General features: G+C 58.6%; 16 protein-coding genes and 1 tRNA gene. 11 read left to right on the top strand and 6 right to left on the bottom strand.

Annotated features, from left to right (window positions below):
- Positions 1–24: 24 nt before the first annotated feature.
- On the bottom strand, positions 25–1,239 hold the full coding sequence (locus FTO60_RS14845; RefSeq protein ID WP_148056675.1) for a pre-peptidase C-terminal domain-containing protein: 1,215 nt from the start codon (positions 1,237–1,239) through the stop codon (positions 25–27).
- Between the two features lie 150 nt (positions 1,240–1,389).
- On the opposite strand from FTO60_RS14845, the gene FTO60_RS14840 reads away from it, so the two are divergent.
- Complete coding sequence (locus tag FTO60_RS14840) at positions 1,390–1,782, top strand: hypothetical protein (RefSeq protein WP_148056674.1); 393 nt, start codon at positions 1,390–1,392, stop codon at positions 1,780–1,782.
- 77 nt (positions 1,783–1,859) lie between these two features.
- Here FTO60_RS14840 and ykgO read toward each other — a convergent pair whose 3' ends face one another.
- Both ykgO and FTO60_RS14830 read right to left on the bottom strand, forming a co-directional pair.
- Positions 1,860–1,985 carry a type B 50S ribosomal protein L36 gene (gene ykgO, locus FTO60_RS14835; RefSeq protein ID WP_010141322.1) on the bottom strand — a complete coding sequence of 42 codons (126 nt, stop codon included), beginning with the start codon at positions 1,983–1,985 and terminating at the stop codon, positions 1,860–1,862.
- Positions 1,986–2,063: 78 nt separating this feature from the next.
- A tRNA-Val gene (locus FTO60_RS14830) sits at positions 2,064–2,138 on the bottom strand.
- Between the two features lie 150 nt (positions 2,139–2,288).
- Here FTO60_RS14830 and FTO60_RS14825 point away from each other — a divergent pair.
- Entirely contained in the window at positions 2,289–3,152 is an 864-nt protein-coding gene (locus tag FTO60_RS14825; protein ID WP_148056673.1) for an N-formylglutamate amidohydrolase, read from the top strand.
- Between the two features lie 18 nt (positions 3,153–3,170).
- Here FTO60_RS14825 and FTO60_RS14820 read toward each other — a convergent pair whose 3' ends face one another.
- Entirely contained in the window at positions 3,171–4,424 is a 1,254-nt protein-coding gene (locus tag FTO60_RS14820; protein WP_148056672.1) for a DNA polymerase IV, read from the bottom strand.
- A gap of 157 nt (positions 4,425–4,581) precedes the next feature.
- On the opposite strand from FTO60_RS14820, the gene FTO60_RS14815 reads away from it, so the two are divergent.
- The 3 genes from FTO60_RS14815 to FTO60_RS14805 are packed head-to-tail and all read left to right on the top strand — an operon-like array spanning position 4,582 to position 6,926.
- Entirely contained in the window at positions 4,582–5,472 is an 891-nt protein-coding gene (locus tag FTO60_RS14815; RefSeq protein ID WP_148056671.1) for an SPFH domain-containing protein, read from the top strand.
- Between the two features lie 2 nt (positions 5,473–5,474).
- Positions 5,475–5,747, top strand: a complete 273-nt coding sequence (locus tag FTO60_RS14810) for an NfeD family protein (protein ID WP_148056670.1) — start codon at positions 5,475–5,477, stop codon at positions 5,745–5,747.
- A 21-nt stretch (positions 5,748–5,768) separates the two neighbouring features.
- Complete coding sequence (locus tag FTO60_RS14805) at positions 5,769–6,926, top strand: sterol desaturase family protein (RefSeq protein WP_148056669.1); 1,158 nt, start codon at positions 5,769–5,771, stop codon at positions 6,924–6,926.
- 4 nt (positions 6,927–6,930) lie between these two features.
- Here the strand turns inward: FTO60_RS14805 and pyrF are convergent, their stop codons facing one another.
- Positions 6,931–7,656 (bottom strand): orotidine-5'-phosphate decarboxylase, encoded by a 726-nt coding sequence (gene pyrF, locus FTO60_RS14800; protein WP_148056668.1) that lies wholly within the window; start codon positions 7,654–7,656, stop codon positions 6,931–6,933.
- 200 nt (positions 7,657–7,856) lie between these two features.
- Between pyrF and clpB the strand changes: the two genes are divergently transcribed.
- Both clpB and FTO60_RS14790 read left to right on the top strand, forming a co-directional pair.
- Positions 7,857–10,472, top strand: coding sequence for an ATP-dependent chaperone ClpB (gene clpB / locus FTO60_RS14795; RefSeq protein WP_148056667.1), 2,616 nt, complete (start codon positions 7,857–7,859; stop codon positions 10,470–10,472).
- A gap of 141 nt (positions 10,473–10,613) precedes the next feature.
- Complete coding sequence (locus FTO60_RS14790; protein WP_148056666.1) at positions 10,614–11,627, top strand: Hint domain-containing protein; 1,014 nt, start codon at positions 10,614–10,616, stop codon at positions 11,625–11,627.
- A gap of 86 nt (positions 11,628–11,713) precedes the next feature.
- Here FTO60_RS14790 and FTO60_RS14785 read toward each other — a convergent pair whose 3' ends face one another.
- Positions 11,714–12,190 (bottom strand): fasciclin domain-containing protein, encoded by a 477-nt coding sequence (locus tag FTO60_RS14785; RefSeq protein ID WP_148056665.1) that lies wholly within the window; start codon positions 12,188–12,190, stop codon positions 11,714–11,716.
- A 359-nt stretch (positions 12,191–12,549) separates the two neighbouring features.
- Between FTO60_RS14785 and FTO60_RS14780 the strand changes: the two genes are divergently transcribed.
- The 4 genes from FTO60_RS14780 to msrQ all read left to right on the top strand — a co-directional run bounded on the left by FTO60_RS14780 (position 12,550) and on the right by msrQ (position 16,054).
- Positions 12,550–14,025 (top strand): FMN-binding glutamate synthase family protein, encoded by a 1,476-nt coding sequence (locus FTO60_RS14780; RefSeq protein WP_148056664.1) that lies wholly within the window; start codon positions 12,550–12,552, stop codon positions 14,023–14,025.
- Complete coding sequence (locus FTO60_RS14775) at positions 14,025–14,450, top strand: Mpo1-like protein (RefSeq protein WP_148056663.1); 426 nt, start codon at positions 14,025–14,027, stop codon at positions 14,448–14,450. Before FTO60_RS14780 ends, FTO60_RS14775 begins: the two co-directional genes overlap by 1 nt.
- Before the next feature lie 90 nt (positions 14,451–14,540).
- Positions 14,541–15,440: a protein-methionine-sulfoxide reductase catalytic subunit MsrP gene (gene msrP / locus FTO60_RS14770; protein ID WP_148056662.1), complete on the top strand. Its 900-nt coding sequence runs from the start codon at positions 14,541–14,543 to the stop codon at positions 15,438–15,440.
- Positions 15,440–16,054, top strand: a complete 615-nt coding sequence (msrQ, locus tag FTO60_RS14765) for a protein-methionine-sulfoxide reductase heme-binding subunit MsrQ (RefSeq protein ID WP_148056661.1) — start codon at positions 15,440–15,442, stop codon at positions 16,052–16,054. The genes msrP and msrQ overlap by 1 nt, the downstream gene beginning before the upstream one ends.
- The last annotated feature ends 351 nt before the right edge of the window (positions 16,055–16,405 follow it).

Genomic DNA, 16,405 nt, shown 5'->3' with positions numbered 1-16,405 from the left:
GGGGCTATTTTCCGAACCACGGCTTTACTGCGCGGGGACGAAGCGTTCCGCAAGGATACGGATGAACCCCTGGACAGTTTCGTCAAGTTGGCGCACGCCGATCATATAGGTGCCGCGCTGCACGCGGGCTGTGACCTGGCTATCAAGGCCGCTTCCGAAATCGTCGTTATAGGCGATTTCACGGCCCAGATCGTCGAACAGCACCAGCACGGGGTCGCCGTTACCTTGGGCAATTGCCTCGATCAAAAGCAGGCCCGCTTCTTCGACCTCGACCGCGAACCAGGATGTTTCGCCGGTGACCTGGGCGTCCTGACGGATGCGGCTGGCGATTACGCCAAGGCTGGTCACAGGATAGCTGCCATCAAGGGGCGGGCTCGCCTCGCCGCGGGCGTAAAGGGTGTTCAGAACCTCTGCGGCGTCATAACCCTTGATCGTCAGTGTGACCGGTTGAAATGCGTCCGACAAGGCGCGCAGGCCAACGCAATAGGTGCCTGCGGGCAGGGCGGTTTGCATATCAATGCGCGAATTCAGCCCGTCGAAATCATCGTTTTCAGCCAAAAGGTTGCCGTCATTGTCATAAAGGGTCAGCACCGGATCGGCATCGGGGTTTTCCGCCGTCAGCGTGATGGGCGCGTCCACGGCAAGGGTAAAGCGGTAAAATGGCGTGCCGTCGATCGTGTTGATTGCCGTGATATCTTGGGCAACCACATCGCCACTCAGGTCCATCGCGGGGGTATCGGCGGTGCAGGCTTCGCCACCCATCATCGGTTCGCTGTCGAACCCCTGTGTCAGGGCTTCATGTTCCATGCGTCCGACACGCACAAACCCAGTGAGGGGCGAACCATCATAGCTGCTCATCGATACGCAGTAAGTACCCGGATCAAGGAACAATTCGCCGCGCGACGCCCCCATGCCGCCGGAATCGTCATCCGACAGGATAATTTCGCCGGTTTCGTTGCGCACATCAATGATCGTATCGCCGTTGCCACGGCCTGCGGCCTCGATCCGGACTTCGGTGCCTGCGCTGACGGTGAACAGTGACACATATTCGTTGCGTAGCAGCACAAGCGCCATTTGTTCCATATAGTCGGGGGCGGTTGTGATGTCAGAGTTTATGGCATCCCCGCCGATCCACTGACCGTTGTCGCCGGTTCCACCACAGAGGTTTTCCTGTGCGGCGGCGGGCAGCGCGGCCGCGAATATCAAGCCTGCGGCGAATTTGAAAATATGTCTGGGCATGAAATTTGTCCTTTGGTTGGGCTATCGCGCATAGGTTAATGCCACAGAGTCAGGCTGGCTAGCACCAAGACTGCAAAGTCTGGAAAACCCGCACATGGTTGTCCAGTCGGCGCATTTACGCGACCATAGCTTGCGCCCATAATCGGCATCATGAGAACACAGTATCATTGCAGGCAGGTTGGCAGCGACACGCTGATCTGGGATATCCACCGTCTTGTGCGGCTTGCCCGCGGGATCGCGCCGCATACGATCCCGTTGTCGGATATTGCCGAATTGTATGAGAACTGGTGGTTCAAGGACCAGACGATGATCCCGACCCCAAAAGCAATCGCTGCACATATGGCGCTGGTGCAGGCCTGTGATTTGGCGCATCCGCTGATTTTGTGCAGTGAAGGACGGTTGATGGATGGCATGCACCGCGCCGTGAAAGCCGTGCTGGAAAACCGCAGGACGGTTCAGGTCGTGCAATTTTTGCAAACGCCGGAACCAGACTTCATGAACGTGTCGTTGGATGATCTGCCTTATCGGGACGAGCACATCTGATTTGTGCCGGTCCTGCCAAAGAAAAAGGCCGCCCCCGTCTCCGGATGCGGCCCTGATCTGTGTCAAGCGGTGTCCGCTTAGCCCTGACGGGCCTTAAAGCGGCGCTGCGTCTTGTTGATTACATAGACGCGGCCCTTACGGCGCACGACGCGGCAATCGCGATGACGCTGCTTGAGCGAGCGGAGTGAGTTGCGAACCTTCATTGGTCGTCTCCTCTTTCGCGGCGCGGTCGGGGCGCCTTGGTTACATTTTGACCCGGTCTAAGGGGCCGTTAAAATTCATGGTGGGCACTACAAGGTTCGAACTTGTGACCCCTTCGATGTCAACGAAGTGCTCTACCGCTGAGCTAAGCGCCCATGATCCCTTAACAATTTGCCCAGTCCATAACGAAACAGGACGCGGGCAAACCGCGTCAGGTGTGCGGTCTATAAAAGGAGTCGGACAGGTGATCAAGGGCTTTTGGAAACCTATTCTTATGCGCTATCGTTTGTGACAAAGGAGCGTTGATGTCAGAACCGTCATTCAGTCTCGTGTCGCCCGTGCAGCGCACTACCAGCGTGGTTTTTGCTTCGCCCCATTCCGGGCGTGACTACCCGACCGCGTTTTTGCGCCGTGCTGTCCTTGATGCGCAGCAGATTCGCTCGTCAGAGGATGCGTTTGTCGATCAGTTGTTTGATGCGGCGCCCCGCCACGGCGCGCCACTGCTATTGGCGGGTGCACCGCGCGCCTATGTCGATCTGAACCGCGCCCCCGAAGAATTTGACCCGGCCCTGATCGACGGTATTCGCCGCGCGGCCCATAATCCGCGGATTGCCAGCGGTTTGGGCGTGATCCCGCGGGTCGTGTCAAACGGGCGGGCGATCATGCGCGGCAAGATCAGCCTCGCCGAAGCGCATATGCGGATCACCGATCATTGGCGTCCCTATCACGATCAGTTGCAGACCCTGCTTGATCAGGCCCACGGCGCGTTCGGAGAAGCGATCCTGATTGACTGTCATTCCATGCCCCATGAAGCCATTGAAAGCGTCAGCCCTGCGGGCAGTGCGCGCCCCGATGTGGTTCTGGGTGACCGGTTTGGTGCCGCCGCCGCCGGATCAGTGGTTGAAAGGGTCGAAGCCGCCTTTGCCAGCGCGGGCTTTAAAGTCGCACGCAACATGCCCTTTGCTGGTGCCTATATCACGCAACACTACGGTCGCCCTTCGCGGCGCCAGCACGCGGTGCAGGTCGAAATCGACCGGGCACTGTATATGGATGAACAGTCCGTGCGCCCGAATGGCAACTTTGCAGCCTTCAAGACAGCGCTGGATGGAGTTGTTGCCGAACTCGCCGCGATTGGCGAAGCGGGTGATCTGCGGGTGGCGGCAGAGTAAGGCGGGTCTCGACCCGCGTTACCGCAGCGCCCGCCCTTTCAGGATCGCATCTTTGCCGAATTTCCTGCGGATCGTGTCGGCGGCTTCTTCGGCTTTGGCGCGTTTGCCAGCTTCGGGGTCAAGCAGGTCACCTTCGCGGTCGGCGTCTGTGGCTGCCACCAGATCGCTGATCCCGACACCCAGCAAGCGGTATGGCCCCTTATCTCCCACCTGATCAAACAGCCCGCGCGCGGTGCGGTAGATTGTGTCGGCCAGTTGGGTGGGCTGATGCAGGCTCAGGCGGCGGGTCAGGCTGGTGTGGTTGGACCGCTTCAGTTTCAGCGTTACAACGCGGCCCGCCTTGTCTTGCGCCTTGGCCCGTCCACTGACTTTTTCCGAAAGCCGCCAGATGTGGCCATCAAGGATGTCGGGATCGCTGGTATCGTCGAAAAACGTGGTTTCATTCGACAGCCCCTTGACCGGCGTGTGGCTGCTGACGCGGCGCGCATCTTGCCCCCGCGCAAGGTGCCAAAGCCGTTCGCCCATCCCGCCAAAGCGGTCTGACAGATCGCGCCGGTCCCAGCGCAGCAGGTCGTTGAATGTGCGGATACCGGCCGTATCAAGCGAGGCTTGGGCGGCAGGGCCGATCCCCCAGATCAGCCGAACGGGCTTGTGGCGCAGGAATTCAGTGGTTTCAGCCGCACCGATCACCGAAAAGCCGCGCGGTTTGTCCAGATCGCTGGCGACCTTGGCCAGAAATTTGTTGTGAGACAGACCGATGGACCCCGTGATCCCGATTTCATCGCGCATCCGTTTGGTCAGCTGTGCCAGCATCACCGCAGGCGGCGCGCCGTGCAAACGTTGCGTGCCGGACAGATCCATGAACGCTTCGTCCAGCGATAGCGGTTCGACGATGGGCGTTAGCTCGTCCATGAGGGCGCGCACTTGGCGGGAAACTTCGACGTAGCGCTCCATCCGGCCCCGCACGACCACCGCTTCGGGGCAAAGTTTCAGCGCTTGAAACATCGGCATCGCGGATTTCACGCCTTTAATCCGCGCCACATAGCAGGCGGTGCTGACAACGCCGCGCCGCCCGCCACCGATGATCACGGGCCTGCCCTCGAGCTCGGGGTGATCACGCTTTTCGACGCTGGCGTAAAACGCATCGCAATCCATATGCGCGATGGTCAGGTCAAACAATTCCGGGTGCGCAGTGATGCGGGGGCTGCGGCAAGTCGGGCAGCGGGCACCAGCGTCAAACGTGGCCAGACAATCGCGACATAGTGCAGGCATAGCCCTGTTTACGCCTGACCAGACACCACTGCAATTGATATACACGCGAGTCTTGCGGGCAACACACCGCACGGATTGGCTGTAAACAGTGCGTTTCCGGCTTCTATTTCATACCCGCACGCCCTATTTGAAAGCAAAGCTGAATAGGGAACGCATCATGGATTTTGAACAAATCATTACGCAATTTGTGGGCGGGAATATTCTGCTGCTATTGCTCGCTGCATTTATTATCGTTTGTATTCTGGTCGGTGTGCGCATCGTCCCGCAGTCGGAAAAGTTCGTTGTGGAACGGTTCGGGCGTCTGCGGTCCGTGCTTGGGCCCGGTATCAACTTTATCGTGCCGTTTCTGGACCGCGTGGCCCATAAGATCTCTGTGCTTGAGCGCCAACTTCCGGTGATGAGCCAGGACGCGATCACAAGCGACAACGTGCTGGTGCAGGTGGAAACATCGGTGTTTTACCGCATCATTGAGCCTGAAAAGACCGTTTATCGTATTCGCGACGTCGACGGGGCGATTTCCACGACTGTGGCCGGTATCGTGCGCTCAGAGATCGGCAAGATGGAACTGGATCAGGTGCAGGCCAACCGCACGGGCCTGATCCTGGCCATTCAGGATCAGCTTGCCGCGCAGGTGGATGACTGGGGGATCGAAGTGACCCGCGCTGAAATTCTGGACGTGAACCTTGATGCCGCCACCCGTGCTGCGATGTTGCAGCAGCTGAACGCCGAACGGGCCCGCCGCGCCCAGGTGACCGAGGCCGAGGGTAAAAAGCGCGCCGTGGAACTGTCGGCTGACGCTGAACTTTACGCCGCCGAGCAAATCGCCAAGGCCCGCCGGATCGCCGCGGATGCCGAAGCCTATGCGACAGGTGTTGTGGCCGAAGCAATTGCCGCCAACGGCCTTGAAGCCGCGCAGTATCAGGTTGCCCTGAAACAGGTCGAAGCACTGAACAAGCTGGGCGAAGGCAATGGCAGCAACACGATCCTTGTGCCCGCCAATGCACTTGAGGCGTTTGGCGATGCCTTCAAAATGTTGAAAGGGCGTTAATCATGGAACTCTGGTCAGTCTGGTGGGTCTGGATGTCAGCAGCCGTTGTGCTGGCCATTCTTGAAGTTGTCATTCCCGGTTATATCTTTCTGGGCTTTGCGGCGGGGGCGGCCTTTGTCGGAGCGATCCTGTTGCTGGGTCTGGGCGGGTTGACCCTGCCCTGGGCGTTGCTGGTGTTTGCCGCATTTTCACTGGTGTCGTTTATCGCCCTGCGCAAGATTTTCGGTATCCGCCACGGGCAGGTGAAAATCTGGGATCGCGATATTAACGATTAGACCGCGCACGGGGACTTTGAGATGAAGGTATTGCGCAAGGTCATTCAACAGCTTGAAACCCCACGTGACCAACGCCCGCTTGGTAGTGGCTGGCTGTCGGGGTCACTCGCACTTCTGGCATCTATCGCTGGCCTTCTGATCGTCCTGCTGCGCTGGTTTCCCGAGACATTTTCATACCCCGAAATCGCGTTCATTCAAGACAGTGGCATCGTCACGGCCGCCCTGCGGTTCGTGCTGCTGGCTGGCTACGCGCTATCGCTCCTGAGCCTGATCCTCAGTAGCCGCAAGTCATTGGGATGGACGGCCTTGGCCGTGTCGGTTGTGGCGTCCCTAATGGCGACCACACAACCGCAGCACGCCAGTGACGTGCCGCAAAGTTTCTATTTCGGTCTGGACTACTTCATCATCAACGTCCTGCTTGTCGGCTTCCTGTTTGTCCCGCTGGAACGGTTTTTCCCGGCGCGCGGCGAACAGACCGTGTTTCGCGCAGAATGGCAGGAGGACATGTTTTACTACCTTGTCAGTTCGATGTTGGTGCAGGTTCTGGGGTTCATCACGCTGGCGCCGTCCAACTATGTGAATGCACAAGTCCCGCTGGACGATGTCCGCATCCATATCGTCAATCTGCCGTTCTGGATGCAAGTTGCGATTATCATGGCGGCGACGGATTTCGTGCAATACTGGGTGCACCGCGCCTTTCACACGTTCCCGGTCTTGTGGCGGTTCCACGCGATCCATCATTCGACAAAAAAGATGGACTGGCTGGCAGGCGCGCGGATGCATCTGATTGAAATTGCCGTGCTGCGCAGTCTGACAGCGGTGCCGATGTTTACGCTTGGCTTTGATCCGGTGGCGATTCAGGCTTATCTTTTGATCGTCTATTTCTATTCCAGTTTCATCCACGCCAATATCGGCTGGAAGCTGGGGTTTGTTGAACGGTTCTTTGTCACGCCGCGCTTTCATCATTGGCACCACGGCAGTGACCGAGCGGCGATTGATATCAACTATGCCAGCCATTTCCCGATCTATGACTGGCTGTTTGGCACGCATCACCTGCCCGAAACGGAATGGCCGGAAAACTATGGTGTGGTTGGCAACACGGTCCCGCGCGGATACTGGCGGCAGTTCATCTATCCGTTCACCAAGCCCAAGCCGCAGGACACGGACGAGCAGGGCTAAGACCTTAGGCGTTGGGCCGCGCGGCCTGTGGCGAACGCAATTCGGCGGTGATGGATTGCGCAGCGATGCGGGGGTTTGTGGCTTGCCAGATGGGCCGCCCGACAACCACGTGATCCGCGCCGTTGGCGATGGCCTGCGCGGGGGTCGTCACCCGCTTCTGATCACCCAGATCGGCACCGGCGGGGCGCACGCCAGGGGTCACGATCAACTTGCCCTCGGCTTCGGGGAGGGCGCGGATCAAGGCCGCTTCTTGTGGCGAGGCGATCACCCCGTCGGCCCCGTTGGTCAGGGCCAGCCCGGCGCGTTCCAGCACCAGATCGGTAATACTGCCGGGTTTGATGCAGGAGGCATCCAGATCGGCGCGATCCAGCGATGTCAGGATGGTAACGGCCAGAATTTTCATGTCCGACCCTGCTTTGCCCGTGGCGGCGGCGCGCACCACATGCGGGTCGCCATGCACCGTCAGGAAATCGTGGTTGAACTGGGCAAGGCCACGCACGGCGGCTTCAACGGTGGCGCCGATATCAAACAGCTTCATGTCGAGAAAGATGCGCTTGCCGTGCTCGTCCTTCAATTCGTTGGCAAGGGCCAGCCCGCCCCCCGTCAGCATCCCCAACCCGATCTTGTAGAACGACACCGCATCACCGATCTGTTCGGCCAGTTCCAGTCCGGCGATTGCGTTTGGAACATCAAGGGCGACAATCAGGCGGTCATCGGCGGGCTGTGGCATCGGGCTCTCCTGCTGGCATGTTCGGGCGGTGATGGGGCGCAGGGCGTGGCCTGTCAAGTCGCCCGCGCGGTGCGCCGTCAATTTCAGTGCGGATGCTTGAAGTAACGCCGCTGTGACCCCATCTTTTGTGCAAGGCCCATAAAGGGGTGTGCTGCGATCGCGGGCACCCAATGATCCGGGCGCTTGATAAGGAGAACGAAATGAATTTGGAAAAATTCACCGAACGGTCGCGCGGTTTTGTGCAGGCGGCCCAAACGATTGCAATGCGCGAAAGCCATCAGCGGCTTTCGCCCGAACACCTCCTCAAGGCGCTGCTTGACGACGAACAGGGGCTTGCGGCCAACCTGATTGATCGCTCGGGTGGGAATGCCAAGCGCGTGCTTGAGCAGGTTGATCTTGCCGTCGGAAAATTGACCAAGGTCACAGGTGACGCCGGGCAGGTCTATCTGGACAGCGCGACCGGCAAGGTGCTGGACGAGGCCGAAAAGATTGCCACCAAGGCTGGCGATAGTTTTGTTCCTGTCGAGCGTATCCTGATGGCGCTGGCGATGGTCAAATCCAAGGCCAAGGATGCGTTGGATGCCGGGGGCGTCAATGCCCAATCCCTGAATGCGACCATCAATGATATCCGCAAGGGCCGCACAGCTGACAGCGCAAGCGCCGAGGACAGCTATGACGCGCTCAAGAAATATGCGCGCGACCTGACCGAAGCCGCCGAACAAGGCAAGATCGATCCGATCATTGGACGGGACGAGGAAATTCGCCGCTCCATGCAGGTCTTGTCACGCCGCACCAAGAATAACCCCGTTCTGATCGGTGAACCCGGCGTGGGTAAAACAGCCATCGCCGAAGGGTTGGCCCTGCGGATCGTCAACGGCGACGTGCCCGAGTCCCTGCGCAACAAGAAACTGATGGCGCTGGATATGGGCGCGTTGATTGCCGGTGCGAAATACCGAGGCGAATTTGAAGAACGCCTCAAGGCGGTCTTGAACGAAGTCACAGATGCGGCGGGCGAAATCATCCTGTTCATCGACGAAATGCACACCCTTGTGGGGGCAGGCAAATCGGATGGTGCGATGGATGCCGCCAATCTGATCAAACCTGCGCTGGCCCGCGGTGAATTGCACTGTATCGGTGCGACGACCCTCGATGAGTATCGCAAATACGTGGAAAAGGACGCGGCCCTTGCGCGCCGTTTCCAGCCGCTTGTGGTCGAAGAACCCACCGTTGAAGATACGGTGTCGATCCTGCGTGGCATCAAGGAAAAATATGAACTGCACCACGGTGTGCGGATCAGCGATAGCGCGCTGGTCGCGGCGGCAACCCTGTCGCACCGCTATATCACGGACCGGTTCCTGCCCGATAAGGCAATCGACCTTGTGGACGAGGCGGCGAGCCGTTTGCGTATGGAAGTCGACAGCAAGCCCGAAGAGCTTGATGCGCTTGACCGCCAGATCCTGCAGCTTCAGATCGAAGCCGAAGCGCTGAAAAAAGAAGACGATGCGGCCAGCAAGGACCGTCTTGAAACGCTTGAGAAGGAGTTGGGTGATCTTGTGGATCGCTCGGATGCGATGACGGTCAAATGGCAGGCCGAACGTGACAAGCTGGAAGGCGCGCGCGGCTTGAAAGAACAGCTTGATCGTGCCCGGGCCGAGCTGGATATCGCCAAGCGCGAGGGCAATCTGCAAAAGGCGGGCGAATTGTCTTACGGCGTCATCCCCAAACTGGAAAAGCAGATCGGTGAGGCGGAAGGCGGCGAGACTGATTTGATGGTCGAAGAAGCCGTGCGCCCCGAACAGATCGCCAGCGTGGTCGAACGTTGGACCGGCGTGCCCGTGTCAAAGATGCTGGAAGGCGAACGCGAAAAACTGCTGCGTATGGAAGACGGATTGCACAAACGCGTCATTGGTCAGGACAGCGCCGTCAAGGCGGTGGCCAATGCCGTGCGCCGCGCCCGGGCTGGTTTGAACGACGAGGGGCGCCCGCTGGGCAGTTTCCTGTTCCTCGGGCCGACTGGCGTCGGGAAAACCGAGTTGACCAAGGCCGTGGCGGAGTTCCTGTTTGACGACGACAACGCAATGGTGCGGATCGACATGTCGGAATTCATGGAGAAACACGCCGTGTCGCGTTTGATCGGTGCGCCTCCCGGGTATGTTGGCTATGACGAAGGCGGGGTGTTGACCGAAGCCGTGCGCCGCCGTCCTTATCAGGTGGTGCTGTTTGATGAAGTCGAAAAAGCCCACCCTGATGTGTTCAACGTGCTGTTGCAGGTGCTTGATGATGGTGTGCTGACCGATGGTCAGGGCCGCACTGTCGATTTCAAGCAGACGCTGATCGTGCTGACATCCAACCTTGGGGCGCAGGCCCTGAGCCAGCTTCCCGATGGTGGCGATATGGCCGAGGCCAAGCGCGATGTGATGGACGCCGTGCGCGCCCATTTCCGCCCCGAGTTCCTGAACCGACTGGATGAAACGATCATCTTTGATCGTCTGGCCCGCGCGGACATGAACGGCATCGTCGATATTCAGCTTGGACGTTTGGAGAAACGTCTGGCGGGGCGCAAGATCATGCTTGATCTGGACGAAGGGGCACGCAAGTGGCTCGCTGACGAAGGTTATGATCCGGTGTTTGGGGCGCGTCCGCTCAAGCGGGTGATCCAGCGCGCGTTGCAGGATCAACTGGCCGAGATGATCCTTGCCGGTGATGTGCTTGATGGCGATACGGTGCCGGTCAGCGCAGGTGCTGACGGGTTGATTGTCGGGGACCGCGTGGCAGGGTCGAACCGCCCAAAACCCGATGACGCAGTGGTTCACTAGCTGCTGAAAAACAAAGGCCTCGCATAAACTTGCGGGGCCTTTTGCGTATGGTTTGTCTTAAATCTGCTTGAAGTTCCCGGCCCGTGTTAAGCCGGTATTATTGACGCGCAGGCGAAAAGGTTTCTGATCAAGGAGCCTGCCGTGCCATATACCTATACCCCGCCTGACCATGAATTTGCCATCGCAACGGGCGACAACGTTAATTCGGGGCCCGGAACATCGACGTTCGACAATCCGCCTACCAGCTCAATGGATCTGATTGTAACGACAAATCCGGGTGACCCAACCCCGACGATATTTAGCGTGGGCGATACTTATGATGTGTCATGGGGGGGTGCGGGCGGCGGCTATATCGAAGATGCCGAGGTTGTGCGCAGCGATGAGGCACCGGGTGGTGGTGGCGCGATCGTTTTTGAAGGTTTGGACGAAAACGGTGACTTGACGCAGGTCGTCTACACCCCCGGTTTCAATCTTGAGGAGTGGTATAGCGACAACTACAACCCGTCGATGGAACCGGGCTTTTACGTTACCGACCAGAATCCAAATTACACCCACCAATTTGTCTGCTTTGACGCGGATACCGGTGTGCTGACCCCGAATGGCATACGCGCGGTGGGCGAACTTGAGGCGGGCGATCCGGTGCAAACGCTTGATCACGGGATCAGCCCGGTCTGTTGGGTCGGACGGCAGGATATGCTGGGGCATGGAACAAACACGCCGGTGTGTTTTGCAGAAGGATCAATCGGAAACGACCAACCGTTGCGATTGTCGCAACAGCATCGTGTGTTGGTGCGTTCTCCACTGGCTGAGCTTTACTTTGGCTCATCCGAAGTCTTGGTGCCCGCGGTGTCGTTGGTCAATGATGCTACGGTGACTTTCGCGCCCTGCACCCTGATCCGATATGTTCATATTCTGTTGCAGGCGCACGAGGTCGTCTTTGCCGAAGGTGCGCCGTGTGAAACACTGTTCCTTGGCAAACAATCCCTGGATTGGCTGGGGGATGAGGATGGGTTGATGCGGGCGATGGCCGCGCGATCGTCGCCTATCCGGCACTCCGAAACAGCCCGTCCGGTCTTGAGCGTCAAAGAAGCGCGACTGGTGATGCGGGATGGCGCGACCGCAGTGCGCGCGACCGACCGATATGCAATGGTATAGGCTCGCGTTTCCGGATGTGTCACGGCCTGAATGAGACGGGCCCCCGCCACGGCACGCGGCGGAGGCCCTGAAACTTGCGGGCTGCTTTACATCCCGGGCATGATCACCTTGTCGATGACGTGGATCACGCCGTTGCTGGCTTCGATGTCGGCGCTTACGACATTGGCGTCATTCACCATCACGCCGCCCATCATGGACACCATGATGTCGTCACCGTTCACGGTGGTGGCCATCATGTTGTCGGACAGGTCGCCCGACATAACTTTGCCCGCGACAACGTGATATGTCAGGATCGCGGCCAGCGCCTCGGGGTCCGCCAACAAGCCTTCGACGGTGCCTTCGGGCAGGGCGGCAAAGGCTTCGTCGGTAGGGGCGAAAACGGTAAATGGGCCGTCGCCGCGCAAAGTTTCCTCAAGGCCAGCAGCCTGAACAGCGGCAACCAGCGTGTTGAAAGATCCGGCCCCGATCGCGGTGTCGACGATATCCATCGAGTGGCCTTCGGAGAAGGCGGCAGTGGCGAGAGCGGTTGCCGCAGTCGCGGCAATGAAAGTTCTACGAAGCATGAGTCTGTCTCCCAAAAATGTTGTTCTTGCCGTGGTGGCAATAATAGGGTTACGCAGCAGACCGTTGTCAGATCAGCGGGGAAAACTGCCGATGGGATTTGACGAAACAGAAACCCGCGCTAAGCCAGCGCTGTGCAGGATTTCCAGTCACATTTGGTTGATCGATCGTGTGATATCTGTGACGAGAACGCAAAACGGCCGGGCCGTGAACCGGGCCGTTTTTTACTTGGGCCAGACCATATCGGGTAACAACTGTCCGTCTTGCCTCTTGTGCCTGGTCGGATCATTGACGATTTGGGTTCAATCCCGTCTGTTGGCTATGATTGACCCAACACCGGGGTGTCACAAAGGGGCGGCGCATGTTTTCCGAGTTCACGATTAACGTCATTCAAGCGCTGGCGATGTTGTTCATCGTGGTTGTCGGATCTGCGATTCTGGTGGCGGTGGTCTTGTTCGTGATCGACCGGACCCAGCGGGCCGATGCGGTGCGGCGCAATTATCCGGTGATCGGCCGCTTCCGGCATTTGTTCTCCGAGCTGGGCGAGTTCTTCCGCCAGTATTTCTTTGCGATGGATCGCGAGGAACTTCCCTTTAACCGCGCACAGCGTGACTGGGTGGACCGCGCGGCCAAGGGGGAAAGCAACACAGTCGCATTCGGATCGACCCGCAACATGAGTATTGTCGGCACGCCGATTTTCGTGAATGCCGCCTTTCCACCACTGGATGATCAATATGCCAGCACCGACCCAATGCTGATCGGGGCGGGGGCGCGCCAACCTTATCTGGCGGGGTCTATCTTCAACCTCTCGGGCATGTCGTTTGGCGCGATTTCGAAACCTGCCGTTCAGGCGCTAAGCCGCGGCAGCAAGGCGGCAGGTATCTGGATGAGCACGGGCGAGGGCGGGTTGTCCCCCTTTCACCTTGAGGGCGGTTGCGACATCGTTTTTCAGATGGGCACTGCGAAATACGGTGTGCGCGATGCTGACGGGCGGTTGGATGATGACAAGCTGCGCGCTGTCGCCGCTCATGATCAGGTCAAGATGATCGAGATCAAGCTGGCCCAAGGTGCCAAGCCGGGCAAGGGTGGTATTCTTCCCGGCGCAAAGGTAACGCCCGAAATTGCTGCGATCCGGGGCATTCCAGTGGGGCGCGACAGCATCTCACCAAATCGCCACGTCGAAGTGGATGACTGGGACGACCTGCTGGATTTCATCGCCCATGTGCGTGATGTGAGCGGGCTGCCCACGGGCATCAAGACGGTTTTTGGTGACGCCACCACAATGCGGGAATTTTTTGATACGATCATGGGGCGGGGGATCGAAAGCGCCCCCGATTTTATCACCATTGATGGCGGCGAGGGTGGCACGGGTGCCTCGCCGATGCCGCTGATTGATCTGGTCGGCGTGTCGATCCGCGAGGCTTTGCCGCAAGTTGTTGATCTGCGCAACGCCGCCGGATTGCAGGACCGTATTCGCATCATTGCCAGCGGCAAGCTGGTCAATCCCGGTGATGTGGCTTGGGCATTGTGTGCGGGGGCCGATTTTGTGACATCGGCGCGCGGCTTCATGTTCAGCCTTGGCTGCATTCAGGCGCTTAAATGCAACAAGAACACCTGCCCAACGGGGATCACTACCCACGACCCGCGATTCCAGCGCGGTCTGGACGTCGCTGAAAAGTGGGTGCGTGTGGCACATTATGCCAAAGGAATTATCAAGGATGTCGAAACCATCGCCCATTCCGTTGGCGTATCCGAACCGCGCAAGATGCGGCGCAGTCACGTGCGGATCGTGCAGTCTGACGGGTCGTCCAAACCGATGTCCGATCTGGTGTCGTAATGCGCAGGGTTGATCCTATCCTCGATCTTTACGAGGAAAGTCACAAACACCCAGCAAACATCAAGATTCATTGGTTATTCGAGCCTCTGGCGATCTGGGCGATTTTGGCTCTTATATATAGTGTGTCTGGCGCGCTGGTTCTGACGGGGTTTCTGGTGGTGCTGTTGATCTATTTTGCGCTTCTATCGGTGCCGATCGCACTGGACTTTGTTCCGGTCATTGCGGGCTTTGTCTGGATCGTGGTTCTGGCGTCGCTGCATTGGGCGGTGGCGCTGGCGATCTTTGCGGTCTGCTTTGTGGCATTGCTGGGTGGGCACCGGATCGAGGGGCGCTCGCCAGCGGTGTTTGAAAACCCGCAGTTGATCATCGTCGGCCCCGCATCGCTGGCGCGGCGTGTGTTTCGGTGGCTTTCCATCCACTACTAACGTTACAATTCCCAACGCCATCGTGAAAACAGTTCGGGTGCTTTTTGAGCAGGCTCGTCTAAATAAAGTAGTAGCTCAAAGGAGACGCAGATGGCCCACCGCTGGAAAAATGACCTGACATCGGCAGATGTGACACCGCAACAGATGTTTCTGAACCGTCGCCAGATCATGGCCGGCGCTTTGGGTCTTGGGGCGTTGGGTGTGGCCGGGGCCGCCGACGCGCAAGCGGCACTCAAGCCCAATACCTGGGAAGAGATCACGAGCTACAACAACTATTACGAATTTGGCACCGGCAAGGACGATCCGTCTAAAAACGCCAGCGCGCTGGACCTGACCAACTGGACAATTCAGGTGGACGGGCTTGTCAACAACCCCGGCACCTATTCGGTTGCCGATCTGACATCGGGGCTACGCGAGGAAGAACGCATCTACCGTCTGCGCTGTGTCGAGGCATGGTCGATGGTTGTTCCGTGGAACGGGTTTGAACTGGCAGATATCCTGAACGCGGTCGGTGTGCGCGCCGGTGCGACCCATGTAGCCTTTGAAACAGCCGTGCAGCCTGACAATATGCCCGGTGTGCGCCGCGGTGTGTTGGATTTCCCCTACCGCGAGGGGCTGCGGCTTGACGAGGCGATGCATCCGCTGACGATGATGGCCACGGGGATCTACGGTGAACCGATGCCCAAACAAAACGGCGCGCCAATCCGGTTGGTGGTGCCGTGGAAATACGGCTTCAAGTCGATCAAATCCATCGTGCGGATCACCCTGACAGATGAACAGCCCTACACGACATGGAACGCGATCAATGCGCGTGAATACGGCTTCTATAGTAATGTGAACCCGCAGGTGGATCACCCGCGCTGGTCGCAAGCCACCGAACGGCTGATTGGCGGCGGGCTGTTTGCCGCCCGCCAGGATACCCTGATGTTCAACGGATATGACGAAGTGGCCGGCCTTTATGCTGGCATGGACCTGCGCGCGAATTACTGATGGATGTTGTTGGTCAGGTAAATGGCGCACTGCGCCGCGTTCCCGCGTGGACGATATATGTCGTGTTTGCGATTTATGTGGGGTGGCAGTTCTGGCTCGCCCTCAATCAGTCGGGCCGTTATCTGATCGAGCCGATCAACGAGCTTGAACGTGAATATGGCGCAACGGCGCTCAAGTTGATTGTCGCGGGGTTGCTGATTACGCCGCTGCGCCGGTTCACGGGGCTGAACCTGCTGAAGTTTCGCCGCGCGATCGGGGTCAGTGCCTTTTTTCTGGTGCTGGCGCATCTGCTTGTCTTTGCGGTGCTCGATGTCCAAAGCCTGTCGCGGGTCTGGACCGAGGTGGTCAAGCGTCCCTATGTGACCGTTGGCATGGCCGCGTTCCTGATGATGCTTCCGCTGGCGGTGACATCCAACAATCTGTCCCTGCGCAAACTGGGTGGGGCTGCGTGGCGCAAGCTGCACAAATTGACCTATCCCATCGCCGTGCTGGGGGCTGTGCACTATCTCTGGCTTGTCAAAGGGTTTCAGATTGAACCGCTGATCTATTTGACGGTGATTATCGGGCTGCTGGTAACGCGGGTGAAATTCGCGCAGCGCCGCGTTACCGCCTAGGGCTCGTTTCAACTTGCTGCCTGGGTGGTTCTTACTATGGCTGCGATAGCCTTGATCGCGCCACGTAGATGAGATTCGTGCTGACAGGGTGGCTGGCGCAGAGGGGAATCGCCCGTTTTTCTGACTCACAGCGATTCATTTTGGGCTGATTTGGGGAATCGCGCAGTGAATCGCTGCGATTCAGGCGCGATTCATCCCAGAGTCGCCAGAGATTCCGGATGGCAGTTGTGTATAGGCCGGTGGATAACCCCAAATCTGGGGCGGCAGGGTAGGTCTGGCGCTAACAATATTGCGAATTGACCCAGGGTCGGCGAACAAAAACAACTCTAAACCCCCATAAACATGGGGAAA

This window comes from Octadecabacter sp. SW4, from assembly GCF_008065155.1.
In the GTDB taxonomy this organism is placed as follows: domain Bacteria; phylum Pseudomonadota; class Alphaproteobacteria; order Rhodobacterales; family Rhodobacteraceae; genus SW4.
The sequence above is the reverse complement of the archived record's forward strand: the minus strand, read 5'-3'. Positions and strand labels throughout refer to the sequence as shown.

What these genes read in the sequence shown, in the direction of transcription:
- FTO60_RS14845 (WP_148056675.1), bottom strand. Translation starts at nt 1,239, where the DNA reads ATGCCCAGACATATTTTCAAATTCGCCGCAGGCTTGATATTCGCGGCC.
- FTO60_RS14840 (WP_148056674.1), top strand. Translation starts at nt 1,390, where the DNA reads ATGAGAACACAGTATCATTGCAGGCAGGTTGGCAGCGACACGCTGATC.
- ykgO (WP_010141322.1), bottom strand. Translation starts at nt 1,985, where the DNA reads ATGAAGGTTCGCAACTCACTCCGCTCGCTCAAGCAGCGTCATCGCGAT.
- FTO60_RS14825 (WP_148056673.1), top strand. Translation starts at nt 2,289, where the DNA reads ATGTCAGAACCGTCATTCAGTCTCGTGTCGCCCGTGCAGCGCACTACC.
- FTO60_RS14820 (WP_148056672.1), bottom strand. Translation starts at nt 4,424, where the DNA reads ATGCCTGCACTATGTCGCGATTGTCTGGCCACGTTTGACGCTGGTGCC.
- FTO60_RS14815 (WP_148056671.1), top strand. Translation starts at nt 4,582, where the DNA reads ATGGATTTTGAACAAATCATTACGCAATTTGTGGGCGGGAATATTCTG.
- FTO60_RS14810 (WP_148056670.1), top strand. Translation starts at nt 5,475, where the DNA reads ATGGAACTCTGGTCAGTCTGGTGGGTCTGGATGTCAGCAGCCGTTGTG.
- FTO60_RS14805 (WP_148056669.1), top strand. Translation starts at nt 5,769, where the DNA reads ATGAAGGTATTGCGCAAGGTCATTCAACAGCTTGAAACCCCACGTGAC.
- pyrF (WP_148056668.1), bottom strand. Translation starts at nt 7,656, where the DNA reads ATGCCACAGCCCGCCGATGACCGCCTGATTGTCGCCCTTGATGTTCCA.
- clpB (WP_148056667.1), top strand. Translation starts at nt 7,857, where the DNA reads ATGAATTTGGAAAAATTCACCGAACGGTCGCGCGGTTTTGTGCAGGCG.
- FTO60_RS14785 (WP_148056665.1), bottom strand. Translation starts at nt 12,190, where the DNA reads ATGCTTCGTAGAACTTTCATTGCCGCGACTGCGGCAACCGCTCTCGCC.
- FTO60_RS14780 (WP_148056664.1), top strand. Translation starts at nt 12,550, where the DNA reads ATGTTTTCCGAGTTCACGATTAACGTCATTCAAGCGCTGGCGATGTTG.
- FTO60_RS14775 (WP_148056663.1), top strand. Translation starts at nt 14,025, where the DNA reads ATGCGCAGGGTTGATCCTATCCTCGATCTTTACGAGGAAAGTCACAAA.
- msrP (WP_148056662.1), top strand. Translation starts at nt 14,541, where the DNA reads ATGGCCCACCGCTGGAAAAATGACCTGACATCGGCAGATGTGACACCG.
- msrQ (WP_148056661.1), top strand. Translation starts at nt 15,440, where the DNA reads ATGGATGTTGTTGGTCAGGTAAATGGCGCACTGCGCCGCGTTCCCGCG.